Annotated in this window: 30 protein-coding genes; 10 read left to right on the forward strand and 20 right to left on the reverse strand. The window is 69.7% G+C overall.

Features of this window, described 5'->3' with window-relative positions; all coding sequences use genetic code 11:
• Window positions 1-891 (forward strand): universal stress protein, encoded by an 891-nt coding sequence (locus ACIRON_RS14490; RefSeq protein WP_402992976.1) that lies wholly within the window; start codon window positions 1-3, stop codon window positions 889-891.
• A 1-nt stretch (window position 892) separates the two neighbouring features.
• Here ACIRON_RS14490 and ACIRON_RS14495 read toward each other — a convergent pair whose 3' ends face one another.
• The 9 genes from ACIRON_RS14495 to ACIRON_RS14535 form a co-directional block, all read right to left on the reverse strand.
• Window positions 893-2,020, reverse strand: a complete 1,128-nt coding sequence (locus ACIRON_RS14495) for an NAD(P)/FAD-dependent oxidoreductase (protein ID WP_402992977.1) — start codon at window positions 2,018-2,020, stop codon at window positions 893-895.
• A gap of 30 nt (window positions 2,021-2,050) precedes the next feature.
• The gene (locus ACIRON_RS14500) at window positions 2,051-2,245 is read right to left on the reverse strand and encodes a ferredoxin (protein ID WP_402992978.1); all 195 of its coding nucleotides are present in this window, start codon (window positions 2,243-2,245) and stop codon (window positions 2,051-2,053) included.
• On the reverse strand, window positions 2,242-3,669 hold the full coding sequence (locus ACIRON_RS14505; protein ID WP_402992979.1) for a fatty acid desaturase: 1,428 nt from the start codon (window positions 3,667-3,669) through the stop codon (window positions 2,242-2,244). Before ACIRON_RS14505 ends, ACIRON_RS14500 begins: the two co-directional genes overlap by 4 nt.
• 126 nt (window positions 3,670-3,795) lie before the next feature.
• Window positions 3,796-4,986 carry a helix-turn-helix domain-containing protein gene (locus ACIRON_RS14510; protein WP_402992980.1) on the reverse strand — a complete coding sequence of 397 codons (1,191 nt, stop codon included), beginning with the start codon at window positions 4,984-4,986 and terminating at the stop codon, window positions 3,796-3,798.
• 52 nt (window positions 4,987-5,038) lie between these two features.
• Window positions 5,039-5,554: a GNAT family N-acetyltransferase gene (locus ACIRON_RS14515; protein ID WP_402992981.1), complete on the reverse strand. Its 516-nt coding sequence runs from the start codon at window positions 5,552-5,554 to the stop codon at window positions 5,039-5,041.
• A 79-nt stretch (window positions 5,555-5,633) separates the two neighbouring features.
• Window positions 5,634-6,071, reverse strand: coding sequence for a DoxX family protein (locus tag ACIRON_RS14520; RefSeq protein WP_402992982.1), 438 nt, complete (start codon window positions 6,069-6,071; stop codon window positions 5,634-5,636).
• 30 nt (window positions 6,072-6,101) lie between these two features.
• Complete coding sequence (locus ACIRON_RS14525; RefSeq protein ID WP_402992983.1) at window positions 6,102-6,740, reverse strand: alpha/beta hydrolase; 639 nt, start codon at window positions 6,738-6,740, stop codon at window positions 6,102-6,104.
• The gene (locus tag ACIRON_RS14530; protein ID WP_402992984.1) at window positions 6,737-7,246 is read right to left on the reverse strand and encodes a VOC family protein; all 510 of its coding nucleotides are present in this window, start codon (window positions 7,244-7,246) and stop codon (window positions 6,737-6,739) included. Before ACIRON_RS14530 ends, ACIRON_RS14525 begins: the two co-directional genes overlap by 4 nt.
• Window positions 7,247-7,272: 26 nt before the next feature.
• On the reverse strand, window positions 7,273-7,848 hold the full coding sequence (locus ACIRON_RS14535) for an NADPH-dependent F420 reductase (protein WP_402992985.1): 576 nt from the start codon (window positions 7,846-7,848) through the stop codon (window positions 7,273-7,275).
• A 109-nt stretch (window positions 7,849-7,957) separates the two neighbouring features.
• On the opposite strand from ACIRON_RS14535, the gene ACIRON_RS14540 reads away from it, so the two are divergent.
• Window positions 7,958-8,449, forward strand: coding sequence for a MarR family winged helix-turn-helix transcriptional regulator (locus ACIRON_RS14540; RefSeq protein ID WP_402992986.1), 492 nt, complete (start codon window positions 7,958-7,960; stop codon window positions 8,447-8,449).
• Here ACIRON_RS14540 and ACIRON_RS14545 read toward each other — a convergent pair.
• Entirely contained in the window at window positions 8,446-9,042 is a 597-nt protein-coding gene (locus ACIRON_RS14545; protein ID WP_402992987.1) for a TetR/AcrR family transcriptional regulator, read from the reverse strand. The two genes, ACIRON_RS14540 and ACIRON_RS14545, sit on opposite strands and share 4 nt — an antisense overlap.
• A gap of 61 nt (window positions 9,043-9,103) precedes the next feature.
• Between ACIRON_RS14545 and ACIRON_RS14550 the strand changes: the two genes are divergently transcribed.
• A complete protein-coding gene (locus ACIRON_RS14550; protein WP_402992988.1) occupies window positions 9,104-10,372 on the forward strand; it encodes an oxygenase MpaB family protein in 1,269 nt (422 codons plus the stop codon).
• A gap of 3 nt (window positions 10,373-10,375) precedes the next feature.
• Here ACIRON_RS14550 and ACIRON_RS14555 read toward each other — a convergent pair whose 3' ends face one another.
• The 4 genes from ACIRON_RS14555 to ACIRON_RS14570 are packed head-to-tail and all read right to left on the reverse strand — an operon-like array spanning window position 10,376 to window position 13,312.
• Window positions 10,376-10,957: a TetR/AcrR family transcriptional regulator gene (locus ACIRON_RS14555; protein ID WP_402992989.1), complete on the reverse strand. Its 582-nt coding sequence runs from the start codon at window positions 10,955-10,957 to the stop codon at window positions 10,376-10,378.
• Window positions 10,958-10,986: 29 nt separating this feature from the next.
• Window positions 10,987-11,454, reverse strand: coding sequence for a GNAT family N-acetyltransferase (locus ACIRON_RS14560; protein ID WP_402992990.1), 468 nt, complete (start codon window positions 11,452-11,454; stop codon window positions 10,987-10,989).
• Window positions 11,451-11,900, reverse strand: a complete 450-nt coding sequence (locus ACIRON_RS14565; RefSeq protein WP_402992991.1) for a hypothetical protein — start codon at window positions 11,898-11,900, stop codon at window positions 11,451-11,453. The genes ACIRON_RS14560 and ACIRON_RS14565 overlap by 4 nt, the downstream gene beginning before the upstream one ends.
• A complete protein-coding gene (locus ACIRON_RS14570) occupies window positions 11,897-13,312 on the reverse strand; it encodes an MFS transporter (RefSeq protein WP_402992992.1) in 1,416 nt (471 codons plus the stop codon). Before ACIRON_RS14570 ends, ACIRON_RS14565 begins: the two co-directional genes overlap by 4 nt.
• A gap of 159 nt (window positions 13,313-13,471) precedes the next feature.
• On the opposite strand from ACIRON_RS14570, the gene ACIRON_RS14575 reads away from it, so the two are divergent.
• Entirely contained in the window at window positions 13,472-13,684 is a 213-nt protein-coding gene (locus tag ACIRON_RS14575) for a dodecin (RefSeq protein ID WP_091047255.1), read from the forward strand.
• A 24-nt stretch (window positions 13,685-13,708) separates the two neighbouring features.
• Here the strand turns inward: ACIRON_RS14575 and ACIRON_RS14580 are convergent, their stop codons facing one another.
• Window positions 13,709-14,200 carry an Lrp/AsnC family transcriptional regulator gene (locus tag ACIRON_RS14580; RefSeq protein WP_402992993.1) on the reverse strand — a complete coding sequence of 164 codons (492 nt, stop codon included), beginning with the start codon at window positions 14,198-14,200 and terminating at the stop codon, window positions 13,709-13,711.
• Window positions 14,201-14,314: 114 nt separating this feature from the next.
• Between ACIRON_RS14580 and ACIRON_RS14585 the strand changes: the two genes are divergently transcribed.
• Window positions 14,315-15,532, forward strand: coding sequence for a trans-sulfuration enzyme family protein (locus tag ACIRON_RS14585; RefSeq protein WP_402992994.1), 1,218 nt, complete (start codon window positions 14,315-14,317; stop codon window positions 15,530-15,532).
• A gap of 118 nt (window positions 15,533-15,650) precedes the next feature.
• On the forward strand, window positions 15,651-16,355 hold the full coding sequence (locus tag ACIRON_RS14590; protein ID WP_402992995.1) for a hypothetical protein: 705 nt from the start codon (window positions 15,651-15,653) through the stop codon (window positions 16,353-16,355).
• Here the strand turns inward: ACIRON_RS14590 and ACIRON_RS14595 are convergent.
• Window positions 16,337-17,305 (reverse strand): PGN_0703 family putative restriction endonuclease, encoded by a 969-nt coding sequence (locus ACIRON_RS14595; protein WP_402992996.1) that lies wholly within the window; start codon window positions 17,303-17,305, stop codon window positions 16,337-16,339. The two genes, ACIRON_RS14590 and ACIRON_RS14595, sit on opposite strands and share 19 nt — an antisense overlap.
• A 155-nt stretch (window positions 17,306-17,460) precedes the next feature.
• Here ACIRON_RS14595 and ACIRON_RS14600 point away from each other — a divergent pair, with 155 nt between their 5' ends.
• The 3 genes from ACIRON_RS14600 to ACIRON_RS14610 all read left to right on the forward strand — a co-directional run bounded on the left by ACIRON_RS14600 (window position 17,461) and on the right by ACIRON_RS14610 (window position 20,264).
• Window positions 17,461-18,210: a nucleotidyltransferase domain-containing protein gene (locus ACIRON_RS14600; protein ID WP_402992997.1), complete on the forward strand. Its 750-nt coding sequence runs from the start codon at window positions 17,461-17,463 to the stop codon at window positions 18,208-18,210.
• A gap of 396 nt (window positions 18,211-18,606) precedes the next feature.
• A complete protein-coding gene (locus ACIRON_RS14605; RefSeq protein WP_402992998.1) occupies window positions 18,607-19,725 on the forward strand; it encodes a hypothetical protein in 1,119 nt (372 codons plus the stop codon).
• A gap of 158 nt (window positions 19,726-19,883) precedes the next feature.
• Window positions 19,884-20,264: a hypothetical protein gene (locus tag ACIRON_RS14610; RefSeq protein WP_402992999.1), complete on the forward strand. Its 381-nt coding sequence runs from the start codon at window positions 19,884-19,886 to the stop codon at window positions 20,262-20,264.
• Between the two features lie 77 nt (window positions 20,265-20,341).
• Here the strand turns inward: ACIRON_RS14610 and ACIRON_RS14615 are convergent, their stop codons facing one another.
• Window positions 20,342-21,334 carry a 5'-3' exonuclease H3TH domain-containing protein gene (locus tag ACIRON_RS14615; RefSeq protein WP_402993000.1) on the reverse strand — a complete coding sequence of 331 codons (993 nt, stop codon included), beginning with the start codon at window positions 21,332-21,334 and terminating at the stop codon, window positions 20,342-20,344.
• Complete coding sequence (zwf, locus tag ACIRON_RS14620) at window positions 21,331-22,767, reverse strand: glucose-6-phosphate dehydrogenase (RefSeq protein ID WP_402993001.1); 1,437 nt, start codon at window positions 22,765-22,767, stop codon at window positions 21,331-21,333. The genes ACIRON_RS14615 and zwf overlap by 4 nt, the downstream gene beginning before the upstream one ends.
• 67 nt (window positions 22,768-22,834) lie before the next feature.
• Here zwf and ACIRON_RS14625 point away from each other — a divergent pair, with 67 nt between their 5' ends.
• On the forward strand, window positions 22,835-23,782 hold the full coding sequence (locus tag ACIRON_RS14625) for an arginase family protein (RefSeq protein ID WP_402993002.1): 948 nt from the start codon (window positions 22,835-22,837) through the stop codon (window positions 23,780-23,782).
• Here ACIRON_RS14625 and ACIRON_RS14630 read toward each other — a convergent pair.
• On the reverse strand, window positions 23,750-24,604 hold the full coding sequence (locus tag ACIRON_RS14630) for an HAD family hydrolase (RefSeq protein WP_402993003.1): 855 nt from the start codon (window positions 24,602-24,604) through the stop codon (window positions 23,750-23,752). The genes ACIRON_RS14625 and ACIRON_RS14630 overlap by 33 nt on opposite strands.
• Before the next feature lie 36 nt (window positions 24,605-24,640).
• A complete protein-coding gene (locus ACIRON_RS14635) occupies window positions 24,641-25,474 on the reverse strand; it encodes a TetR/AcrR family transcriptional regulator (protein WP_402993004.1) in 834 nt (277 codons plus the stop codon).
• Between the last annotated feature and the right edge of the window lie 11 nt (window positions 25,475-25,485).

Below are 25,485 nucleotides of genomic sequence, written 5' to 3' on the forward strand. Positions count from 1 at the left end.
ATGACGTACGAAGCCATCATCCCCGTGGGCGCCGTCCTGGTCGGCGTCGAGAGCTGGCCGGAGGCGGCCGAGAGCGTGTCCTGGGCGGCCGAGCAGGCGTTCCGGGACGGACGCGACGTGTGTCTGCTCCATGTGGTGTCCGCGACGACGCTGGACACCCCGCCCGGGTTCCGGGCGGGCGGGCCCTCGGAGCCCGAGCAGGATTACGCGGCGAGCGTGCTGGAGAGAGTGAGGAACTACGCCGAGCTTCGCCTCGACGAGCTCTCCAGAGCCACGACCTTCGTCGGCCACCGGCGTCCTGCGGTGAGCGTCGTGCTGGAGGTCGGATCGGCGGCCCGTGGGCTGGACGAAGCCTCGAGGCACGCGTCGATGCTCGTGCTCGGGTCGCGGGGGAGAGGGACGATCCGCAGCCGCATCCTCGGCTCGGTCAGCAGGTCCACCGTCAAGGACGCACGGTGTCCGGTGGTCGTGCTGCGTCCGGGTGGGGGAGCCGTGGGCCGGGGTGTGCTCGTCGGTATCGACGGGACCGTCGACTCGGCTCCCGCCCTGGAGTTCGGCTTCGCCCAGGCAGCGCTGCGGAACCTGCCGATCACCGTGCTGTACTGCTACCGCCTCCACGGCGCCGACCGTCGCGACGAGTACCGGCTGCTGGCCGCGGAGAGCGTGGCAGGACTTCGAGAGCGCTATCCGGACCTGCACCCACGCCTGCGGGTCGAGTCCGGAAGCCTGGCGCACGCGCTCGCGGAGCAGTCCCAGACCATGCACATGGTCGTGGTCGGCGGGAACGGTGGCGTGGCCAGCCACCTCCTGGACCATGCGCACAGCGTCGTCGCCGTGGTCCCCTCGGCCCTCTCCCACGCCGATGCGTCGCCTCCGGCGACCGCGGTGTGACTCAGCGCCGGCCGGCCAGGGCGCGGCGGAGCCTGGCGATCGGGCCTGGGCTGTCGATGCCGACCGCGCCCACCTCGCTGCCGTCCCGCCGGTAGAGGATGAACCCGTCCTCGCGCTCCTCCTCCTCGGCCGCCGTGGTCTCGCCGACGACCTGGATCCGGCGACCGTGCCAGGTCGACCAGGCGAACGGGACCGAGGCGAAGACTTCGTCTGCTCCGGCGGCGTTCGCCCCGGCGACCCGACCCTGCTCTCCGGCGGCGGTCCAGTGCTCGCTGCGCTCGCCGTCGACGCACGCCACATCGCCCGCGGCCCAGACCCCGGGCGCGCCGGTGGCGAGCCGACGGTCGCAGAGGACTCCGCCGGTGCGGTCGTCCAGGGCGACTCCGCTCCCGGCGAGCCACGCCGTCGCCGGACGGGCGCCGATGCCCAGGACCACGGCATCGGCGGCCAGGGTCTCACCGGTGCTCAGCTCGACCTTCTCGACGCCGCGGTCCGAGGTGCGTACGCCGGAGACGGTGGTCCTGGTGAGCAGCCTGACGCCGGCGTCGGCGTGCAGCTGCATCAGCCGCGCGGCCGCCAGCGGGCCGACCGCGCGCTCCAGGGGGCGGCTGCTCGCCTCGACGACGGTGACCTCGACGTCTCGGGCGCGGGCGGCCGAGGCGATCTCGGAGCCGATGAACCCGGCCCCGACGATCACCACGTGGCGCGCGCGGGCCAGCGAGTCCCTCAGAGCCAGTGCGTCGTCGTAGCGACGCAGCACGTGCATGTTGGGCAGCGCGGTCAGCCCCGGCAGGGTCGTCGCGGTGCTGCCGGTGGCGATCACGAGCGCGTCGTAGCCGAGGTCTCCGGCGCTGGTGGCGACCGTGCGGCGCTCGGTGTCGAGGCCGTGGGCCTTCACCCCGGAGAGGTGCTGCACCCGCAGCTCCTCGAGCACCTCGCTCGAGCGCAGCACCGGCACGCCGGGCTCCTCCTCGCTGGAGAGGGCCGCCTTCGACAGCGGTGGTCTGTCGTACGGCGGGTGGGGTTCGTCGCCGACCATCGTGATCGGCCCCGACCAGCCGGCTTGACGCGCGCCCTCGACCGCGCGGAGCCCGGCCAGGCCGGCGCCGACGACCAGAAGTGTTGGCATCTCGTCCGCCTCCTACTCGATGGGCCGTGCTCAGCCGAGGAGGCGGAGCGCGGAGACGGGGCAGGAGTCGACGGCTGCCTTGACGTACCCGCGGTCCGGGTCGGGCACCTCGTCGACGAGTACCTCGACGAGACCGTCGTCGCCGATCTGGAAGTAGGTGTCGGCCTGGGTCTCGCACATGCCGATGCCCTCGCACACCGTCTTGTCCGCTTCGATGGCGCTCATCGGACCGCCTCCTTCAGGTCGCGGTCCTTCAGCGGGACGAAGTCGACCTTCTCGCGTACGCCACAGTCCGGGCAGCACCAGTCGTCGGGGATGTCTCGCCAGGCGGTGCCGGCCGCGAAGCCCTCGAGCTCGTTGCCGACGGCGACCTCGTAGACGTAGCCGCAGCCCGGGCACCGCCCCGCGGCGACCTCGTCGTCGAAGGTCTGCCGGGTCACGTCGGTCTTCACGGTCTCCTCGTCCGCCGGCTCGGCGGGCGACGGGAACGTGGCGAGCAGCTTCTCGAGCCGCCCGGGACGTACGTTGGCCAGCCGTACGTCGCCGTCGAAGTGCGCGACCACGCGCTTGTCCATCACCCGGCGCCACAGCGGCGGGACCAGGGCCAGCACGATCATCCCGGCGTAGCCGGTCGGCAGTGCCGGGGACTCCCGGTAGTCGCGCAGGGTCTGGTAGCGCCGGGTCGGGTTGGCATGGTGGTCGCTGTGCCGCTGGAGGTGGTAGAGGAGCACGTTGGTGGCGATGTTGTTCGAGTTCCACGAGTGCATCGGCAGCACCCGCTCGTAGCGTCCCGAGGTGGTCTTCTGCCGCAGCATCCCGTAGTGCTCCAGGTAGTTGACGACCTCCAGCAGGGAGAACCCGATGACGGCCTGGAGGACGAGGTAGGGCAGGATCCCGACACCCAGCCAGAGCGTCATGGCGGTCCACAGGGCCACGCTCATCAGCCAGGCGTTGAGGACGTCGTTGCCGAGTTGGAACGGGTGCGTGCCCTTGCGCCGGTAGCGCTTGGCCTCCAGGCCCCAGGCGCTCTTCAGCGACCCGAACACCGTGCGGAACCAGAAGCCGTAGAGGTTCTCGCCCATCCGGGAGGAAGCCGGGTCCTCCGGCGTCGCGACGCGTACGTGGTGGCCGCGGTTGTGCTCGATGTAGAAGTGGCCGTAGAAGCTCTGCGCGAGCGCGATCTTGGACAGCCAGCGCTCGTGGCTCTCCTTCTTGTGGCCGAGCTCGTGGGCGGTGTTGATGCCGATGCCGCCGATGAACCCGATGGTGAGGGCCAGGCCGATCTTGTTCACCAGCGGCCAGTCCTGGGTCGCGATCAGGTACATCGCGAAGGCGAAGCCGGCGTACTGGATCGGGAGGAACGCGAAGGTGATGTAGCGGTAGTACCTGTCCGCCTCGAGCTCCTCGATGACGTCGTCGGGCGGGTTGGAGCGGTCCAGGCCCGCCATGAAGTCGATGGCCGGGACGAGGCCCAGGACCACGATCGGACCCGTCCACAGGAACACACCCCACCCGGTCAGGGCGTAGCCACCGACCGCGATGAAGGCGAAGGAGGGGACCACGAGCCCGAGGAGCCACAGATAGCGCTTCCTGTCCCGCCACCTCTCGGTCGAGCCCCTGTCGACGGTGCCGCTGGCGTCGAGTGTCATCTGCTGCCTCCTGTGAGGTCGGTTACGTCTCTCCTGTCAGAATGGACGTACGCAGCAGGGAAGTCTCTGGGCGATCAGGCCGAATCGGTCACGGATAACTGTGCATATTCACAGTCACCGTTACGGTCACGGCCGGAGGAAGGCCTCGTGGTAGTCGAGCGCCAGCAGCAGGTCACCGGCCCGCTCGCGCAGCGGGTGTCCCAGGAGCCCCTCGGCCTGGGTGATGCGGTAGCGGATGGTGTTCTTGTGGATGCCGAGCCGCTCGGCGAGCCGGTCCGCGGTCTCGGCGGAGGTGAGCACCTCCCGCACGGTCTCGCGCAGCCGGTCGTGGTGGGCCTCGGCCAGGCCGCGCAGCGTCGTCCGGGTGAACCGCTCGGCGGCAGCGGGATCGTGCGCGATGAGCACCAGCGCGGCGACATCGCCGTAGGCGGTCACCGGCTCCTGGCGCCCGGGAGCCAGCGCGACCCGTTGGGCCGCCCGGGCGTCGCGGTGCGCGGCGACGAAGCCGTCGAGGCCGCCTCCACCGACACCGACCGTGACACGGACGGCGGTGGGATCGATGCCGGTCTCGTCGATGGTGTCCGGCAGCTCACCCAGGGCGAGCCAGGCCCACACCTCCCGGCCGCCGGGGCGCACCAGGACCGCCCGGGGGTGGCCAGCGCGGCGGGCGACGGCGCTGACCGCGGGCTCGAGCTGCTCGATGGCGTCGGCGGTGAGCGCGTGCGCGACCAGCGCGACATGACCGGGGATGCCGACCGGGTGGCCGTCGAGGGCGGCGGACAGCTCGGCGGGTGAGACGCTGCGGTCGCCCAGCGCCTGCGAGACCACCTCGAAGCGGCGGGCGTCGCCACGCTGCCGGATCCGGTCCGTCTCGGTCTGGTGCAGCAGCACCGACTGCTCGACCGAGGAGCCGAACCACGCGGTCGCCTTCGTCCAGAACCAGACCAGCAGGCCCGCGCGGTCGAGGTCGCTCGGCGCCTCCTCGACGACCTGCACGGCGAAGTCCCAGCTCGCCTCCTGCGCCCGCTGGTAGATCTTGAGCAGCAGCGGGAGACCGAGATGGCGCCGCGCGATCTCGAGCGCCACGGTGCGGGCGGCCGGCACCAGTTCGAACGGGCTCTCCGACCGGGCCAGGCCGTCCAGGAAGGCGTACCAGTGCTCTTCGACGGCCGCCAGCAGCAGCGGCCGGAGATCGGCCAGGTCGACCTCGCCGTCCGCCAGGATCGCGTCGGCCGTCGAGGCCGCCCAGCGGGCCACCTCCTCGGGCCGGCGCTGCTCGGCGGCGAACGCCGTCACCCAGGCATCGAGCTCGGTCATCGCGTCCCCTCTCTCGACGTGGCGACCGGGGCAGTTTACAAAGCCGCGGGGCTCAGATCTCCATCCGGAGAAGGGCGCCGGGCCAGGGCTCGGGCTGCCCGGTGTCGACCGTGAAATGCTTCTCGAGGACGAACCCGAATCCTTCGTACGTCCGGATGAGCGCCTGGTCGTCGCCGGCGTAGCAGTCGAGCCTCATCTGCGTCGCACCCCGCTGCCGTGCGATCTCGACGGCGTCGTCGACCAGCGTCCGGCCGACGCCGGAACCGCTTCGGGCTCGGTCGGTGACGAGCAGCTGCAGGTAGAGCTCGGGGACCGGTGCGGGCTCGACGTACGGGAGTGGTTCCTCGGCCAGGACGCAGACCCCGACGACCTGGCCGTCGTCCTCGGCGATGCGGGCGATGCGCTCGGAGAGCATCGTCCGGATCTGCTCGACCCGGGCCTCGATCGTGGAGAATGGAACCTCGCCCCACTGCCCGGTGCGGCCCTGCGAGGCGAGCCAGGCGACGGCGGCGTCGAGAAGGTCCAGTGCGTCTGGGAGGTCGCTGACCGACCCGGTTCTGACATGCATGGATGGAACGTTGGCAGGGCCGCGTACGCCTGTCGAACGGTTTCGGGCCTACCGGAACGCACCGGCCCGCACCGAAGCGTCAGGCCCCTGCCCGGACCCTTCCGCCGATGGCGTGGTCGATGCTGGCCCGGCCCGGGCCGGCCACGGCCAGGGCGATCGCGATGGCGGAGATGACCGCGACCAGCTCCCAGCCGCCCTGGTCGACGAAGACACCGAACCCGCGGTGGGCGAACCAGAACGCGCCGATCATGTCGAGGACGACGAGGGCGGCGGCCACCGGTGTGAACAGACCGAACAGGAGCAGTACGCCACCGGCGAGCTCCACGAGGGCGGCGAAGGTCGCGGCCGCCTGGGCCGCTGGGACACCCATCGCCTCGAAGGACTGCGCGGTCCCGTCGAGCGTGTAGGTGGCGAACTTCTGCCAGCCGTGGGCGATCAGGACGGTTCCGACGAGGAGCCGGGCGGCGAGCAGGCCCAGGTCGGTGGCGGGAGCAGGGAGCGACTGTCCGAGTCTCATGTTGTTCCTTCTCTCGTGTGCAGGGGATGTTCAGACGTGATGTACGCGGGCGGTGACCCACGAGGCGAGCTCGTCGAGCGCGGCCGGTGTGATGCCATGGCCGCCGGGGTCACGGTGCGCCACCGTCGGGGCGCCGGACTCCTCGAGCAGGTAGTGCCAGGTTCGCTCCAGCAGCTCGCGCGGGATGACCTGGTCGGCCTCGCCGTGGGCGACCATGACCGGCAGGTTCGCCAGGCGATCGGCCTCGACCGGGACGCCGGCGTCGAAGGGAAGCGTGCCGTACAGGATGGCGGCGCCGGCGAACCGTCCAGGCTCCTGAAGGGCGAGCCCGCCGGCGAACGCGGCGCCGCCGCTGAACCCGACGAGGACGACCGGACGACCCTGTGGCGCGACACTGTCGAGCCACTCCCGGAACCAGCTCATGGTCTCCGTCAGCGAGGCGGCGACGGGGCGGCCGATCCCGCGGTTGGCGAACCAGGCGTACCCACCGCCTTCGGCGATCGGGGCCCGTACGGCCACGTAGGCCGGACCGGCGGGAAGGTGCTTGGCGAGCTCGATGATCTCGTGCTCGTGCGACCCGCGGCCGTGGAGCAGGACCACCAGGGGAGCGTCGGGGTCGGTGCTGCCGTGGCTGGCAGTGTGCACCGGGGTGTGCACCGGGGTGCTCATCGCTCCTCCGGCCGGTTCGGCTCGGCGGCCGTACGTACCCCGCTCCAGCGGGCGACGTCCTTGGCCAGGTCGAGCCGGTCGACGGGAGCGGCGTTCTCGAAGTCGCCCCAGTCGGCTCGCGGCAGCATCCACATCACCTCGAACTCGTTGCCGTCGGGGTCGGCGCCGTAGACGCTCTTGGTGGCGCCGTGGCTGGACTCGCCGGTGAAGGCATCGAGCTCGGCCAGCGTCATCCGGGCCTGCTCGAGCTCGTCGATCGTGTCGACCTGCCAGGCGAGGTGGTAGAGGCCGAGGGACCCGCGCGGCCGCGGCGGCTGCGGCCCGACCCCGAACAGGCCGAGGTCGTGGTGGTTGCCGGACAGGGGCAGCCGTAGGAAGGCGGCGTTGGCACGCGGCTCGCGCGCCATGACCGTCATGCCGAAGGCCGCCTCGTAGAACGCGATGCTGCGTTCGAGGTCGGAGACGAACAGGACGGCGTGGTTGAGACGTACCGGGCTGACGGTCATCGTGGGACTCCTCGGGTGACGCGCGGTCAGGCGACGACGCCGAAGCCGCCGGTCCAGGAGACCTGCTCGGCCGCGGCCAGGGAGATCTGCAGGAAGCCGAGCGACTCGAGCTCGCGAGCCCGCTTGAGCGCGCCGGCGTCGATGGGTCGCAGGCCGGCGGAGGTGACGATCTCGGCCAGGGTCGCCTTGGCGTCGGCGTCGTCGCCGGCGATCTGGACGGCGGTCGTCAGGTCACCGACCGTGCCGCTGGCCAGGGTCGCGGCGAAGGTGGTGTTGAAGGCCTTCAGGACGCGTGAGTCCGGCAGCGCCGCGGCGATCTCCGCGGTGGCAGAGCTGTCGGCGGGGACGGTGAGGGAGTCGAAGGTCTCGAAGTTCACCGGGTTGGTGATGTCGACGACGATCTTGCCGGCGAGCTCGGCGCCGCGCTGCGAGACGATCTCGCTCAGCGCGGGGTAGGGGACGGCGAGCACGACGACGTCGCCGGTCGCGGAGGTGGCGGCGTCTGCCTTGCCGAGCAGCTGGACCGAGTGCCCGCCGCGGCCGGCGAGTGCCGCGATGGCCTGGCCCATGTTGCCGGTGCCGATGATCGAGATGTCTGTCATGTCGGATTCTCCTCGATTGAAAGGTTGTTGCTACAACAAAACTCTCACGAAAAGGTTGTAGCGTCAAGTTTTTGGTTGTAGTGACAAGCAGCCGAGCTAGAATGGGCATGTGGACGATGTCTGGCTGGATGAGGACGAGATGGCGGCCTGGCTGCGCCTGATCGCCATCGTGGAGCTGCTGCCGGGGGTGCTCGACTCCCAGCTGCGCCGTGATGCCGGCCTGAGCCACTTCGAGTACTTCGTCCTGGCCATGCTGTCCGAGGCGGAGGACCGCACGCTGCGGATGACCGCACTGGCCCACCGCACCAACTCGACCCTGGCGCGGCTGTCCCATGTGGTGCGGCGCCTCGAGGAGCGGGGGCTGGTGGAGCGGTTCCCGTGCCCGGAGGACGCGCGGGCGACGAACGCGCGGCTCACCGGCGCCGGCTGGGACGCGGTCGTCGCGGCCGCGCCCGGCCACGTCGCGAACGTACGCGGCAACGTGATCGACGGGCTGACCGCGGAGCAGGTCCGACAGCTGGCGCAGGTCGGGGACGCTCTGCTCGCCCGTCTCGACCCGAAGGGGAAGATGACCGCGCTGTACCGCCCGGAGGATTCCTAGGGCGTCTGGCCCAGGTAGCCGGCGGTGAGCGCCACCATCTCCTCCAGCACGGCCTCGCGCGGGTAGGGCGGTCGGTCGAGCACCCACCGCAGTGCGATGTTCTCCATCGCCACCACCAGCACCCATGCGGTGAGCTGCGGGTCGGGGCGGGTCCTCGCGACCGCTCCGGCGTGCAGATAGGCGGCCGTGAGATCGCGTACGCGGGTAACCAGGGCCGCATGGCGGTCCCGGTTGCGGGAGGCGGGGAGCTCTTCGATCAGGACGCGCAGGAGGGTCGGATCCTGCTCCAGCCCCGCGAGAAGGGCGTCGGCGACCGACCGGATCGCCGGTATGCCGGTGCTGGTCGCCTGCAGTGCCAGTGCCGAGGCGGTGCGCTCGGAGACGTCGTCCCAGTAGCGGCTGATCACGATGTCGAGGATCGAGGCCTTGTCGGAGAAGTACTGGTAGAGCGAACCGGGGCTGATGCCGGCGGCGGCCGCGACGCGGTTGGTCGAGAACGTCTCGTAGCCGTCCTCGACCAGCACCTGGCGTCCGGCCTCCAAGATGCGCTCGACAGTCGCCTTCGAACGGGCCTGGGTGGGTGTCTTGCGCATGCCTCTACGTTAGGCAGAACGCGAATTGAAAGCGAGCTCCCGCTCGCATCACGCTGGAGGTATGACCACACTCGCGCAGCAGGGCACCCAACCCACCGGATTCCCGACACGTTTTCGCGAAGGCGAGGCGCGTGGGCGCCGTCTCGGCCGGCCGTTGCGCCTCCTGGGCCGGATCGACGAGGTCGACGAGGACCTGATGGAGCGGATCGGGCGGGCGTTCGGCGAGCGGGACGAGGCCGGAGCGCGGCTGGCGGAGGCGATCCGGATGCGAGCCGGGACTCCGGGCAAGGTCACGATGACCCAGCTGCGTACGGCCCTGGAGCATGGCGTCGCGGCGGTGGATTCCCCGCCTCCGGCGCTCGCCGAGTTCTTCGCGGAGGTCGAGGCCACACCGGACTGGGTCGACTGGGACCTCGTCGACGAGGGCGGCCGTGTGTTCGCGCGGCTCGGCCAGAACGCGGCCGACGTCCTCCTGCAGCTCTCGCTCATCAGCGGCTACCGGTTCGGCGGCCCGCCGGACCTGCTCGTGGCCACCGGCGGCCTGACCGGCAGCACGACCCGGCGGCGCCTGGGGGAGACCCAGCACTGGGCGGTGAGCCTGCGTACGCCCGGTGGGCTGCGGCCGCCGGAGCCGGGATCGGGTACGAGCTCGGGTGAGGCGTGGCGTCTCACCGTCCACGTACGAGCCATGCATGCGCTGGTCAACGCCGGGTTCGAGCAGAGGTGGGACACCGACAGGTGGGGCCTGCCGATCAACCAGGCCGACCAGGCGGCCACGCTGGGCCTGTTCGACGGCGTGCTCATCATCGGGTGCCGGGCACTCGGAGTGCCGATCTCCAGGCGGGACGCCCGGGCGCTGATGCATCTGTGGAAGTACGTCGGCTGGCTGATGGGTGTCGACGAGGACTTCCTCGTCGACGACGAGTGGGAGCGGCACCGGATCAACTATCACGTGCTGCTCTCTCAGGCTGAGATCTCCGAGGCCGGTCCGCAGCTGGCGCAGGCGGCGGTCGAGGTCCAGCGCGATCGCAGCTATCCGGGCTGGCCGGGTCCCTTGCAGCGGGTGCGTGGCTGGTACGAGACGGAGCGGCTCCTCTCGATGCTGACCGTCTTCCTCGGGGTCACCTCGATGCGCGAGCTCGGTCTTCCGACGAGGCCCCCGTGGGCGCACGCTTACCTGCTGCCGCTGAACGTGGTCAGGTATCGGTTCCTCGGCCGGACCGAGAAGGGCCGGGACCGCCTGGAGGGACGAGGTGCCCGCAATGCCGACTCGCTGCTGGCCAGCTACTTCGGCCGCGAGCGCGCGGCGGTCGGCAACCTCCCGGAGTGAGCCTCAGTGGCGGGTGGCGCCGGGAGGGGTGAGGGCGGCCTGGAGGGTGCCGTCGATGAGGCTCGCTGCGTCGGCCGCCTTGATCTCGCCCCGGTAGACGGCGCCGGAGGCTGCGTGGAGGACGCTCTGGAGCAGGGTCAGCTGCCAACCGAGCGGCTGGTCGTCGCGGAAGCTGCCGTCGCCGCGACCGCGCTCCATGAGCGGCTTCCAGCGGTCGATCAGCCCGAGGTGGACCGCCTGGAACTGCTCGTGGGGCATGCTCTGCTCGGCCGCCACGATCAGCGCGCCGTACTGCTGGGTCAGTCGCCACGACGCCTCGAGCAGCCGGCTGAGGGCCGCGCGGGGATCGCCGTCGAGATCGACCGCTCCGAGCGCCTCGTCCGACTGCTGGATCGCACGCTCGACGACCTGGGTCACGAGGATGGCCCGGGACTCGAAGTGGCCGTAGAGCGTGACCCGGCCGACGCCGGCCGCCTTGGCGATGTCGGCGACGCTGACGTCGGGATCACGGGCGAGGCAGGCGGTGGCCGCGTCCATGATCGACTCGATGTTCTTACGTGCGTCGGCGCGCTTGAGGGTCGTCACGGCCTGAACCTCCCACGAGATGTCGAACATCAGTGTATAGGTTGGACGGCTCTGCTCCACGCACACATCACCTTCGCGCGGACGGCGGCGCCGAGGCGTCGGTAGAACCGGATCGCGGCGTCGTTGTCGGGTTGTACGCCCCAGGTGATCGTCAGGCCGCCGGAGCGTCTGGCCAGCTCGGTCATGAGCAGCCGGCCGACGCCGGCGTCGCGATGGCCGGGGCGGACGTAGAGGTCGTCGAGGGCGACGATGTCGCTGCCCGACCACAGGTGCAGGCGGCGTACGGAGGAGACGTAGCCGACCGGCTGCCGGTCGATCTCGGCGAGCAGGACGGAGATGTCCGCGCGCGCGAGGTAGTCGGCCCACTGCTCGGCGGTCACGGTAACCGAGTCGGACTGGGCCTGGTGGGCCGCGATCTCCTTGACGAGCCTCAGCACGGTCTCGGCGTCGTCGGGGGTGGCCTCGCGTACGACGAGGTCGGGGCGGGTGGGTGTCATGCCGGCTCCTGGTCGGTGGCGGTGCGGGCGTGGGCGTGGTGGGCGTGGCTGCCGGAGTACTCGCCGGGGCGCGTGAGCATCGCGGCGAGCATGAGCAGCAGCATGAGTACGTGGCCGAGCAGCATCAGGCCGTCGGTGTCGATGGCCCCGAGCCAGAGGAACGGGAAGAGAACCACGAAGCCTGCGTACATCGCGGCCGACATCTCCACGACGGGCCTCCAAGTGTGACCACGGAAGCGCATCCAGGCGGCCATCGGGATCACCATCGTGGTGGCCATGACCAGCGACTCGACGTCGGTGCGATGCACCCAGGCGTCCGCCGGCCGGCTGCCGGTGGCGAGCATCCAGAGCGGGTAGAGCACCATCATCCCGACGACCATCGCGACGATCATCTGCAGGTAGTGGAGCGTGAAGGTGAGCCTGGGCGATCTCGGGGTCTTCGTCATGACGCGGTCTCCTGGTGGGTCGTGGCGGGGGTGGGTCCGGGGATCAGTGCCCCGGCGAGGACGGCGGCGAGCGCGGCGATGACGGCCGCGACCAGGTAGGCCCTCTCGAAGCCGTCGGTGGTGCCTTCGACGAGGCTGGCCGCGGCGACGCCGGACATCACCGCGGCGCCGAGCGAGGCGCCGAGCTCGTGGAAGGTGCTCAGGATCCCGGAGGCCACACCCGCGAGCTGCGGCTCGACCTGGCTCAGCGCCGTCGCGGCCGCGACCACGAAGAGGACGCCGAGGCCGGCGGAGCCGATGCTGACCGCGACCACGGTGGACGCCGTGGTCATGCTGATCGCGGGTACGACCAGCCCGGCGGCGGCGATGAGCAGGCCGGCGATCCCAAGGGTGCGAGCGCCGAGGCGGCCGATGAGGCGGCCGGCCAGCTGCGCGCCCACCATGGTCGCGGCGGCGACGGGCAGGAACAGCAGCCCGGTCGCGAGCGGCCCGTGCCCGGCGGCGCCCTGCAGGTAGAACGTGCCGAGGAAGAAGACCGCCACCATCAGCGCGGTCGCGACGAACAGCACGAACGTGCCGGACAGGACCGGTCGCCGCGTGACCAGCGCCGGGTCGATGAGGGGGTGTCGCGTACGTCGCAACCAGCCGGCCAGGAGGGCGTATCCGAGGAGCCCGGCGAGGACGAGCACGACGGTGCGGCTCGAGGCCCAGCCCTCGTCGCCGGCCTCGATGAAGCCGAGGATCAGCAGCCCGGTGGAGGCGGTGACGATCAGAGCGCCGACGAGGTCGAGACGTACGCCGCCTCCCCAGGCGGGCAGCGGCGGGAGCAGCCGGGCCAGGAGGACCGCCACGGCGACGCCGACGGGCACGTTGATCAGGAACACCCACTCCCAACCCGGCCCGGCGGTCAGGGCACCGCCGAGAAGCACGCCGATCGCCGCCCCTCCGGCTCCGAGCGCCGACCAGATCCCGAGCGCGCGGTTGCGCTCCTCGCCGTCGAAGAGCCGGACCACGATCGAGAGGGCAGCGGGGGAGAGCATCGCCGCCCCGACCCCCTGTGCGACGCGTCCGCCGATCGCCAGCTCCGCGCTGGTGGCGAGGCCGGTGGCCAGCGAGGCCACGGTGAACGTCGCGAGCCCCGTGAGCACCACGGGCTTCGGGCCGAACAGGTCGGCAGCCCGGCCGCCGAGCAGCATCAACCCGCCGAACGCGAGCGTGTACGCGCTCACCACCCAGGTCAGCGCATCGCGCCCCAGCCCGAGGTCGGCGCCCATGTGCGGCAGCGCGATCGCCACCACGGTGACGTCGAGGATCAGCATGAACTGCGCCAGTCCCAGCAACCCGAGCAGCCGCCATCGGCGTGGATCGGCGGACTGGTCGACGGTTGCATCGGCGTCGGGGTCTGAGGTCATGGCGCTCCTCCTCGAGGGCACAAATCGAACACTGATGTACGAGATGTTAACTCGAACATCAGTGTTCGACAACGGCATTTCCTGGGAGGTCACCTCTTGCACGGTCTCGACGTCGCGCCCATGGTGGGTAGAGCGAGCATCGAGAGAAGGGGCAGGAGCATGTCTTCACACACCTACCGCGTCACCGAGATCGTCGGGACCTCCGACGAAGGACTCGAGCAGGCGATCCGCAACGGCGTCGGCCGAGCCAGCAAGACGCTTCGTCACCTGGACTGGTTCGAGGTCACCCAGATCCGCGGACACGTCGACGACAACGACATCCAGCACTTCCAGGTCGGGCTGAAGGTCGGCTTCCGGATGGAGGAGGAGTGACCGCGCTGCGGTGTTGAACCCGGCCTACGCGGGGTCGCGCGGGAGCACGCCCGGCCCCTCGCGCAGCTCGAAGACGAGCTGGGTCTCGGTCTGCCGTACGACCCGATGGACGGTGACGTGCCGCAGCACGAAGTCGCGCAGGGCCTCGGCGTCCTCGACGGCCACGTGGAGGTGGAAGTCGTCCGCGCCGGCGACGTGGAAGGCCTGGATCACGCCGTGGGTCGAGGCCAGCTCGTCGTACAGCTTCTCGACGTGCTCCTGGCTGTGGCTGCCGAGCCGCACCTTGATCACGGCCTGCAACGGGTAGCCCAGGGCGCGGACGTCGACGTCGAGGCGGCGGCCGGTGATGACGCCGTTGTCGCGCAGGGCGCGCAGCCGGTAGGCGCAGGTCGACTCGGCGAGGCCGAGGCGCGAGGCGAGGGCCTTGTTGGTGAGCTCGGGGTTGGCGCCGAGCTCGCTCAGGATGCGGCGGTCGACGGAGTCGAGAGTGGTTGCGGAGGGTTGTTCTTTCGCCAACGGTTCCTGCCTGGGTCTGGGGTCGAGTTGCTCGAAGATGTCAGTATCAGGGGTTCCATGGGATCTTCGGCAATCAATCTGGCCTGATCTTGTGGTTCCCGCCAGCATCGCCTCATGCCGATCGCGAACCCTCACCTCGACTCACTCGCCGTCCACGCCGGACGGGACGACCTGGCGATGCTCGGCGTCCACGCCCTGCCGCTGGACCTGTCCTCGACCAACCCGCTGCCCGACATCGAGCGCGGGGGAGCGTCCTACGAGGCGATGGCGACCGGCGGTGAGCCGCTCCCGGACGGCGGGTACGTCTACCAGCGGCTGTGGAACCCCACCGTCGCGCGGTTCGAGTCTGCGCTGGCCCAGCTCGAGCAGGCCCAGACGTCGGTCGCCTACGCCTCGGGCATGGCGGCGATGACCGCGGCGATCATCGCGAGCACGTCCTTCAGCGGCAAGCGGCACGTCGTCGCCGTCCGGCCTCTCTACGGCGGTACGGACCACCTGCTCGCTTCCGGTCTGCTCGGCGTGGAGGTGACGTTCTGCGCCGAGCACGAGGTCGCCGCCTCCGTGCGCGCCGATACGGCGCTGGTGGTGCTGGAGACCCCGGCCAACCCGACCCTCGACCTCGTCGACATCGCCTCTGTCGTGGCGGCTGCTGGTGACGTACCTGTGCTCGTGGACAACACCTTCGCCACCCCGGTCCTGCAGAACCCGATCGAGCTGGGCGCGGCGATGTCGCTGCACAGCGCTACCAAGTACATCGGCGGCCACGGCGACGTCGTCGGTGGCGTGATCGCCTGCGACGAGGAGACCGCGGCGCTTCTTCGCCAGGTCCGTGCCGTCACGGGAGGCCTCCTGCATCCCCTCGGCGCCTACCTCCTGCACCGCGGCCTCGCCACCCTGCCGACCCGCATCCGCGCCCAGCAGGCCGCCGCCGTCCAGATCGCGGAGTGGCTGCGGTCGCACCGTGCCGTCGACCGGGTCCACTTCCCCGGGGCGGACGACGACCGCGGCCTGGTCGGCAAGCAGATGCACGGCCCGGGGGCCATGGTGACCATCGCCCTGCGTGGCGGCTACGAAGCCGCCTCCCGCCTCACGTCTTCGGTCCAGCTCTTCACCCACGCTGTCTCCCTCGGCGGCGTCGACTCCCTCATCCAGCACCCCGCCGGCCTCACCCACCGCCCCGTCGCCGCCCATGCCAAGCCGTCCGCCAACCTCGTACGCCTCTCGATCGGCCTCGAGGGTCCCGAGGACCTCATCGCCGACCTCGACCGTGCGCTCTCGGCCGCTTCCGTGCCCCCGGCCGAGCGGCCTCGACGCTCACCCGAGTTCACCTGAGCAACCTGGGGAGGGGTCGCGGCCGTGCCGAATACTCGGTACCTCGGCTCGCGGTTCCCTGCCATGCATTCACCAGAGAGGAGCGTCATCGTCACTTCTACGGCCCAGGGGAGACGCGATGACGCCGAACGCGAACGTGAATGCCGAGGCTCCGACCGAGCTCCAGAAGCCGGAACCAGTCGAGGAGAGCCCGGCCGTGCAGAGTCCTCCGGCCTTGGGCAAGTGGCCATGGCAGGTCTCCGCGGCGATCGCCGGGGTCGCTCTGATCGCCGTGCTGGCGGTGCTGGCGCTTGGCTGGAACTACATCGTCCAGCACGATGAGGCACAGGAGCAGGCGGACTGGGAGCAGCTGCTCGGCATCATCGACCGGGTGCAGAACATCGCGCTGTTCGTGCTCGGTGCGCTCCTCGGCGTCTCGGTGACCGGCGCCGCGGCGAAGGGTGCTGCAAACGCTGCCGACCAGAACAAGAAGGAAGCCGAGAAACAGCACGACGCGGCCATCCAGAACATGCAGGCGGCGGAGAACAACAGGAAGGTCGCCGAGCTCGCCGTAGGCGACACCCGCGCCGCCGCGTCGGAGCTTGCCTCGCAGATCGCCAGGGTGAAGGCCGCCTCGGGTCAGGACATCCTCGACAGGATCGGCGAGGACATCCAGGTTCTCGACCTGTCCCGGACCGACTCGATCGAGGCACTGAGCGACCTCGGTCTGAACGGCGCCGGTCGATACGTCGTGCTTCCGCAATCGAGCCTCGACGCCGTACGTGCCCCCGACACACGCGAAGCCGAGAAACTGGTCGCCGACCTTCAAGACCGGTGGACGTGAGCGGGATCTGCTGACTGCCGACCTGGTGGCTCGTTGTCCTGAGCCAGCCGCGCAGGGATCTGGTCGTAGGTCAGATAGCGCTCGGTGAAGGCCCGGCGCCAGCGCTCGTGGCCGGGGACGGCGTCGATCACGTCGTTGATCGATGAGAAGCGGAGAGAGCTCGGGTCGTCCAGTTCGGTACGGACCGCTTCGACGGCTCTGCGAGCGGGGTTGTCGTCGTGGCAGGCGACAACTACGCCGATCCCGCTGGTGAAGTCGCCGGCGGCGACTCGCTGGGTGAGAAGCTGGTTGTACCAGAACTGGCGAAGGCTGGGCCGGTCCAGGCGTGTCTCCGCTCCCTCGCGCCAGGGACCGTTGACCGTCTCGACCTTGAATTTCTCAGGTGCCGGTCTGGGCTGTGCCTTGGTGAGATTCTCGGCGTACTTGCACTCGATCCCGAGGAATCCCCGCGCGCCGCCGCTCCGTGTGTACGTGACGAAGGCGTCGAACGCGGAGCCCCCGGTGTTCCCGGTGAGCGGCGCCCATTCGAGCCGTACGCAATCGACGCTCTCAGCGTCGTGATGGAACGTGCGAACCCACTCCAGGAGCGTCGACGGTTCGGCGGAGAGATGCCCGAAGAGGTTGAAGCACAAGGGCTGGGAGGAGAGGAGGTTTCGGTGGAGGCGGTCGATCTGGATGATTCCCGGCCTTCGCTCGGTCTCGAGATCGAGCCTCGCCCGTCGTGCTGAGGCGACCGCCGCCGGCGTCATGAGATTGGGGCTCCACTCGGTGCCGACCGGAAGCATCGAGGAGACGAGTCTGGTGCCGCCGGTCGAGGGCCCGGCAGCCATTCCCGTTCGGGTCTGCCGCCACCACGACTGTTGTAGCCGCAGCGTCCGCTGCCAGACGGAGTCGTTGCGCTCTCTCCACTCCGAGCTGGTCCAAGGTAGGTTGGCGTCCGATACCGTCACGGGCTCGTTCTACCCGGGGGCAGGTGGGGCGTACGTGGCCGAAGCGAACGCACTCGCTGAAATCGGGTACGCAGGCCGGCCATCCAGCAGGAAACCCGACTTCGAGGTGGAAACCCGATTGTGCCGGCGGGGAGGAACGATCACGCATGGCAGCCATGACACGTCCAGCACCGCTCGACGCCGCCCGCCGGCTGGTGGGCGACCGGTTCCCGGCCGCGACCCAGGCGTGGCTCGGGGGTTCGGTGATCCTCGGCGGGGCCACGGCGACCTCGGATCTCGACATCACGGTGCTCGACAAGAGCGCCGTTGTGCACCGTGAGTCTCTGCGGTTCGAGGGCTGGCCGGTGGAGCTCTTCGTCCACTCCGAGGCGAGCATCTCGCACTTCGTCGCCGAGGACCTCGCGCAGCGCAAGCCGACGATGGCCCGCCTGGTCGCCGAAGGGGTCGAGCTGCTGCCGGGCGATGGTGGAGCCCGGATCCGTACGTTCTGTGAGGACGTCCTCGCCGCCGGTCCTGGTCCGTTGTCGAGCGATGCTCTCGGCGGCGCTCGGTACGCGTTGAGTGACCTCGTCGATGACCTCCGCGATGCCGAGCCCGGGCCCATCGGCACCGCGATCGCGGTCGAGACCTGGCGACGGACCGCCGACCTCGTCCTCGCTGCCAACGGCTGCTGGACCGGTGGCGGAAAGTGGCTGGCGCGTGAGCTTCTTTCGCTTGACGCGGCGGCTGGAACCCACTGGGCGACAGCGCTTCACGACTCGCTTCAGCTCGCGGTGGCGGGGGATACGGCACCCCTGGAGCAACTGGCCGACGACGCGTTGGCCGAAGTCGGCGGCAGGCTCTGGGTCGGCTATCGCCAAGCTGCCACGCTCGGCGAGAACGGTGAGATGCCAGGCGGGCCGTGACGGATCCACACCTTCAGCCGGTCTGGGGTGTGCCGGCCGAGGCAGAAGCACGGTCGATCCCGCCGTGCCCGATCGCTGGTGGGCTAGCCCCGAGGATCAGCCGATACCTTGCTCATCCGGGTGGCTCCGAATCAATTAGACAGAGCCAAGTCGGACGCTGATTCTGCTTCCTGTTTGCGCAGGTCAGATGTAGAATTAGGCATGGAATCAGACCTCGGGAACACTTCCACTCACGTCCTCCTCTCCAGCCTGGCTCAGGCCCGTGTCGATGAGGTCAGGGCAGCCAATGATCGGCTCGTTCTGGTCGCTGCGTATCTGTCTGAGAGGCCGCCGCGGGGTCCTGATGATGTGGCCTATGAGCACGATCCGTGTCTGCTTGGGGATCGGCTGCTCAGCTTGGCCGGTGAGGGTGCGGTCGCGGTCTCCGAGTTCGCGGTGATGGAGCTCGGTCCGGTGTTGGGGATGTCGTTGGGATCGGTACGGCGCCTGGCCGGTGACGTCGTCGAGCTCGCGCATCGGCTGCCGCGGACCTGGGCCCGAGTCCTGGACTACTCGGTCGAGGGATGGCGGGCGCGACAGGTTGCTGATCTGACCAAGAAGCTCTCCCCGGAGGCCGTTGACTGGGTTGACGCCCAGGTTGCGCCGGTCCTGCACCAGCGTGGCCGGGTCACGATCAGCCGGCTGGTCGAGAAAGCCTTCGCCTTGTTCGATCCCGAGGCAGCCGCGCTCGCAGCCGAGGAGAAGGCCGACCAGTTCGGTGTCGAGGTCGACCTCGATGCACCCATGCTCTTCACCGAAGACCCCGCGAATCTCGGTGACGGCGCGGCCACCGGTCACGCACATGTCGAAGCCACCATGGACCTCGCCGATGCCACCGACCTCGAGAACGCCGTCTCCGCAATCGCCCGCGACCTCGGCAACGACGACCGCTACACCGGGTGGTCCCTCGGCCGCCGCCGCGCCAAAGCTCTCGGCGAGCTGGCCCGTGGCTACACGGCCAGTGCTGAGACGAGCGGCACTGCTCGCGTACTCCACCTCTACTGCCATGTCGACCAAGGTGACCTTCGCGGCAGCGGTCTGGTCAGCGTCGACAACTATGGTGCGATCGTCCCCCTCGAGCGGGTCGATGAGTGGGCGATGGCGCCGGGCACGGTGGTGTGTCCGGTCAAGGTCATCGACCTCAACACCGAGATCTCCCACGAGGGCTACTCCCCGTCCTCGACCCAGCACGAACAGGCCGCGCTCATCGCCGGCGGGACCTGCGTGTACCCGGGCTGCACCCGGTCCGCTTGGCTGGCCGACACCGAGCACCTCGAGGCGTACGACGACGGTGGCTCGACCACCACGACCAACCTGGCCAAGACCTGCCGCAGCCACCATCGCCTCAAGACCTTCGGCGGCTGGACCTACACCCAACCCACCCCCGGCACCTTCATCTGGCGCTCACCACTCGGCATCGAATACGCCCGCTACCCCGACGGAACCTACGAACAACTGGGACTCTACGCTGCGTGAGACTGAGACAGCCGTGACCTGTCCGGCATCCGCGAAAACGGGTAACGGTTCCGCTCTGTGGGCCGATGGGCAGGGATTCCGGGCGAAGCCCGGACTCGTCCGAGTGGACGTCGCTGCGGTCGAAAGGCGCGGAACCACACTCTCGGGAGGCTGCCGCCATGGGAAAGAAGAAGTCTCGGTTCACACGCTATTTCGGCTACCTGCTGCTTGCTGGCGCGGTGCTCTTGCTGTTCGGGCTCGATGTTGGACCGCTCATGCTTTCGGGCCTGTTCGTGTTCTGCTTCGTATGGCTGCTTTTCGCTGCGCCGACGTCATGCGGCGCGGAGATCCGGACCGGCGAGAACTGCCGGAACAACTCCTACGGCCTCCTCGGCGGCTGCAGCATCCGGCAGCACAAGTGGCAGCGCGTCCGTGCCCTCACCCGCTTCGACACAGCGCGCAACGCATGTCGCGGCTGGTTCACCGGTCCGCAGCAGCAGGTCGCGACCTGCTCGATGTTCATCGCCGCGTTCGGTGCTTTTGCTGCCCTCTTCAAATAGGAGTCGGAAGTTCGCCCATCGCCATGACCGCGGCCGAACAGCCGGATGCGATCGAGCTGGCGAAGTCTCCTGCCGACCTACGAGCCCGTCGAGGCAGGATTCGTGCTCAGCACCCGCTGCGCGACCGCCGTGGTCGCCTCGACGCCGAGGAAGCCGACGACCCGGGTGACCCGGTCGATGTCGAGCGGGAGGAGGCCGGGGGTGCCGGGGATGTCCGGGGTGAGGCGGAGGTCGAGGTCCTCGTGGCACGACATCATTCGCAGGTTGAAGTCGTAGCGCTCCCGGGCGCCGGGCGCGGAGAGTGCGCGGACGATGCGCGGCGCGATGCGGCGTACGCCGGTGTCGGCCGCCCACGCGTCGAGGACCTCGGTCACCTTCCGACCGTCGTTGTCGGAGATGTCGGACCAGACTCCCTCCATCGGGCCCACCTGGTCGAGCAAGGCCGCCGCGGTCTTCTCCCCGATGCCGCTCACGCCCGGCAGGTTGTCGCTGGCGTCGCCACGCAGAGCCGCGAACTCCAGGTAGCGGGAGGCCGGGACGCCGTACATCGAATACAGCCGGGCGGGGGTGAGCAGCGGTGAGCCGTTGATGCCGCCGTTGATCAGCCGCAGCACCTTGGTGTGCGAGCTGATCAGCGCGAACGCGTCGCGGTCGGAGGTGATCACGACGCAGTCCCAGCCGTTGCGGCCGGCCCAGGCAGCGGCCGAGGCGTTGACGTCGTCGGCCTCGAGACCCGGGGGAGTGACGGTCGCGAGCCCGAGGGCGTCGAGCATCGCCCCGGCCCGGTCGAGCTGCTCGGCCAGCATCGGTTCCTTCTCGGGGCGGCCGGCCTTGTAGTCGGGATAGGCGTCCCGGCGCAGGGACGAGGTGCGGTCGTCGAGACCGAAGAGCACCGCGTCGGGAGCGAAGGCATCGATCGAGTCGAGGATCTGCCGCAGCATGCCGTGCAGCGCCCAGGCGGGCCGACCGGCACGGTCGATCATCCGGGTGTGCGCCCGCGCGTGATGGTTGCGGTGCAGCAGCGACGGGGCGTCGACGACGAGCAGGAGGCGGCGAGGCGAGTCGGTCACTGGTTCCTTCCCAGTCGCCAGCCGCCGATCGGCAGCTCGAGCGCCGACTCGGGGCCCCAGGATCCCTGCGGGTAGCTCTCCACCGCAGGTCGATGCTCGAGGACCGGCTGGCAGATCTCCCACAGCCGTTCCACCTCGCCCGCGCTGGTGAACAGGGTCCGGTCGCCGTTCATGACGTCGAGGATCAGCCGCTCGTACGCCTCCAGCGGCCCGGAGTCCGGGGCGTCACCTGCGAGATCGAGGCGGAAGACGGCATCCGTCAACGCCATGCCGGGACCGGGGCGCTTGGCCCGGACCTCGATCTCGATCCGGGGGTCGTCGCTGAGCTCGATCACCAGCTCGTTGGGCTCGGTCGAACCAGGATCCGCCGCCTGCAGCCACCGGTGCCGCGGGTCGATGAACCGGATCGTGATCGTCCGCCGCCCGGCGGCGAGCGCCTTGCCGGTGCGCAGGTAGAACGGCACCCCGCGCCAGCGGTCGTTGTCGATCCACGCCTCGATGGCGACGTACGTCTCCACGTCGGAGTCGGCGGCGACGTCGGGCTCCTCGCGATAGCCGTCGTACTGCCCGAAGACCACGCGCTCGGGATCCAGCGGCCGCACAGCCGCGAAGGCGGCGGCCTTCGCCGCGCGGATCGCGCCCTCCCGGAAGGCGTGCGGGTCCTCCATCGCCACGAACCCGAGCAGCTGGCACAGGTGGGTGGTGACCATGTCGCGCAGGCAGCCGGTGCCCTCGTAGAAGTTGCCGCGCCCCTTGACGGTGAGCTTCTCCGGTACGTCGATCTGCACCGACTCGATGCTGTGCCGGTTCCACGCGGGCTCGAAGAGGCCGTTGGCGAAGCGCAGCGCCAGCAGGTTCTGCACGGCCTCCTTCCCGATGAAGTGGTCGATCCGGAAGATCTGCTTCTCGTCGAACGCCTCGCTGAGCACCGCGTCGAGCTCGCGAGCCGAGGCCAGGTCGGTCCCGAACGGCTTCTCCGCGACCAGCCGGCTGCGGACGTTCAGCTGCTCGCGGTCGAGCATCGCGACCATCGGCTCCACCGCCTGCGGCGGCACGGAGAGATAGAGAAGCCGCTGTACGTCGCCCACGGTCTGCCCGCTCGCCAGCGCCAGCCGGTCCTCGGCCTCGTGCACCGCCTCGGCCAGCGCGGTCCCGTCCTCGGCGGACGAAGGCACGAACCGGATCCGCTCCAGCAGCGGCCGGGCCACCGTCTCGTCGACCTCCCCGACGAACTCCTTCAGCGCCTGGTGCACGTGGCTGCGGAAGTCCTCATCAGTCCCCGGCGAGCGCCGTCCGCTGCCGATGACCGCGAGCTGCTCCGGAAGCCGCTTCGCGAGCGCGAGCCGGTACAGCCCGGGGAACAGCTTTCGTGCGGCCAGGTCGCCTGTCGCGCCGAAGAGGACGAGTACGTGCGGGGCTGGTTTCGTGGACACATCCTTAGTCAACCACTCGGGGTGGTGCGTACCCATGACGTGGCACGCCACTGGCTAGGCTGACGCGATGTCGGTCTTTCTTCTCGATGCCCCGACCAACTTGGGCCTACGCCCACCAGAGCCGGATGCGGTGCCAGGATGCTACAAAGCGCCCGGCGCATTGCGGGACCATGGACTGCTTGAACGGTTGGGTGCCGTCGACGCGGGCGTAGTCGTCCCGCCGCGTTACCACGGCTCCTGGGACGGACGGACTACACGCAACCTGGGGGCGATCGCCGACTACAGCAGGCGGCTGGCCGGCAGGCTCTCCGCCCTGCTCGCCACCGAGGGCTTCCCACTCGTTCTGGGCGGGGACTGCAGTATCTTGATCGGCTCGCTCCTCGCGGTCGCGGAGAGGAGCGAGCCTCGCCCGGGGTTGGTCTTCGTCGACGGGCACAGCGACTTCCGTCACCCGGGCAACACGGATGTCCTCCAAGCTGCGGCTGGTGAGGACCTCGCGATGGCCTGCGGGCTCGCCGATCCAGGGTTGGGACTGGACCGTCCGCTCGTCGATCCCGCCGACGTCGTCGTTCTCGGCGTACGCGACGACGACGAGCACCTCGCCGAGATCACTGACCTGGGCATGCACGTCGAGACCTGCGGCAACATTCTTCGAGATGGCGTCGAGCGATGCACGGCGCGGGCACTGGAGCATCTGGAGACCAGAGGCGTACGTGACGCCTGGGTCCACATCGATGTCGACGTGCTCGATCCCGAGGTGTTGCCTGCGGTCGACTCTCCTGCTCCCGGCGGTCTCGATCAGCAGCACCTCGTCGACCTCCTGGCCACGCTCTGCTCGGTGCCGGTCGCGCGAGGCCTCGAGATCACGGTCTTCGACCCGGACCTCGATCCGACCGGGGAGCACGCCGCCGATCTTGTCGACATGCTCGTCGCTGGTCTCGCGGGCGCAGGACTCGGTCGAGGCGGGAAGGTCAGCGATGTCTCAGATCGCTTCGTCGCGGGTCGACCGCACTGACCAGGTCTTCATGACGTGGCGGAGGACACCGTCCTCGGTGTTCGCGCCGATGACTCCAGTGGCGGTGGCAAGGACTTCTGAGGCAGCGTTGGCGACCGCGTACGCCTGATCAGCTGCCGCGAACATGGGCAGGTCGTTGAGGTTGTCGCCGTAGGCGACGACCTGGTCGACGTCCAGGTAGTCGCGCAGCCAGGCAACGGCGTGGGCCTTCGTGGCGCGCGCGGCACTGAGCTCGAGGTAGGTGTCCTGCGGGTGGTGCGTGTCGATCTGCGCGATGAGCGAGAGCCGGCCGTCGGTAGCGGTCGCGATGTCGGCGGTCAGGGCCGCGATCGCCGCCGCCTCGCCGATGATCGTGGCGTAGAAGATGCCGTCGCGGGGGAGACGGGCCCAGTCCGTAGCCGGCCGGAACCGTCGGTCCCCGACCCTGTCCGCGAGAAAGCGCCGCATCCCCTCGGACTCCTCGCCCTCCACCCACGTCGCCCGCTCGGCCGTCGGGGTGCCGTTGTAGACGAACGGCGGAACCCGGTGCTTCTCGCAGAGCCGGATCACGGAGTCCAGGTCGTCGTCCGCGATACGTTCTTCGTTGAGGATCGCGCCGGTCTGCGGGTCGAGCTGGAACGCTCCACCGGAGACGGTGACCGGGACCCGCAGGTCGAGCCCGGTGGTGACACGGGCCGCGGAGACGTACGAACGGGCGGTTGCGTACGTGAACAGCAGGCCGTCGGCGACGAGGTCGTTGATGCCGTCTCGGGTAGACGCCGAGAGCACCGCGCCGGGGCCGAGGAGCGTGCCGTCGAGGTCGCTGAGGATCAGGGTGTTCATAGGTCCCGTTCTGTTGGTCCTCTGGGTCGTGCGATGTCAAAGGTAGGTGTCGACCAGCGCGAGCGCCCTGTCGGCTGCGGTCCGATCGAGATCCCCGCAGAGGCGTAGGCCGGAGATCGCGATGCTGCGGATGACGCCGTTGTCGACGGGTCGCCCGGCCTGACGCATGGCGATGACGACCTCGGCCAGCTGGAGGAGAAGGGCGCCGATCGGCGACGAGCCCCAAGCGTCGTCTGACGTCGAGCCGCCGCGCGGAGCTGCGTTTGCTGCGAAACGCTCGTACGCATCGCTGAGGTCGGTGCGAGCACTCGCGAACTCAGCGAATGCGCTCGTGGACATCACGTCGGGCAGGTGTTGCAACAGTCCGATGTTGTGCCGTGCATCGGCGAGAGTTCGTACGTCGATGAGGAGCAGAAGGCACAGTGCGACATCCCAGCCGAGGTCAGCGGCATCAGCCTCGAGCTGCTCGATCCGCGTCGTCGTTGGGCGGATCGTTCGCTTCAGCAACTCGCGGAGGACGGCTTCCTTCCCCGCGAAGTGATAGTAGAGAGATGCCTGCCGGATCCCGACGGCGTCGGCGATCTCCCGCGTCGACGTGGCGGCATATCCGCGTCTGACGAACAACCGGGCGGCGTGGTCGATGATCTCGTCGCGGGGCGAGAGTCCTCCAGCGGCCGCTCCGGTGTGTCTGGGACGGCCGGCTCGCAGCCCCCTGCGGATGACCGGGTCCGGGTACGCCGATTGTGCGCTCATAGTTCGATAGGTTGGGCGATGGTTGTTGATCTCGGGAGATGCCGCCTGCTGAACTGGTTTGGTTAACCCCGACTGACCAGGGAAAACGCTGAGTATCGAATCTTGGGGGCGGGCCATGACGAGCAGGT

The organism is Nocardioides sp. NPDC101246 (genome assembly GCF_044767415.1).
Taxonomy (GTDB): Bacteria; Actinomycetota; Actinomycetes; order Propionibacteriales; family Nocardioidaceae; genus Nocardioides.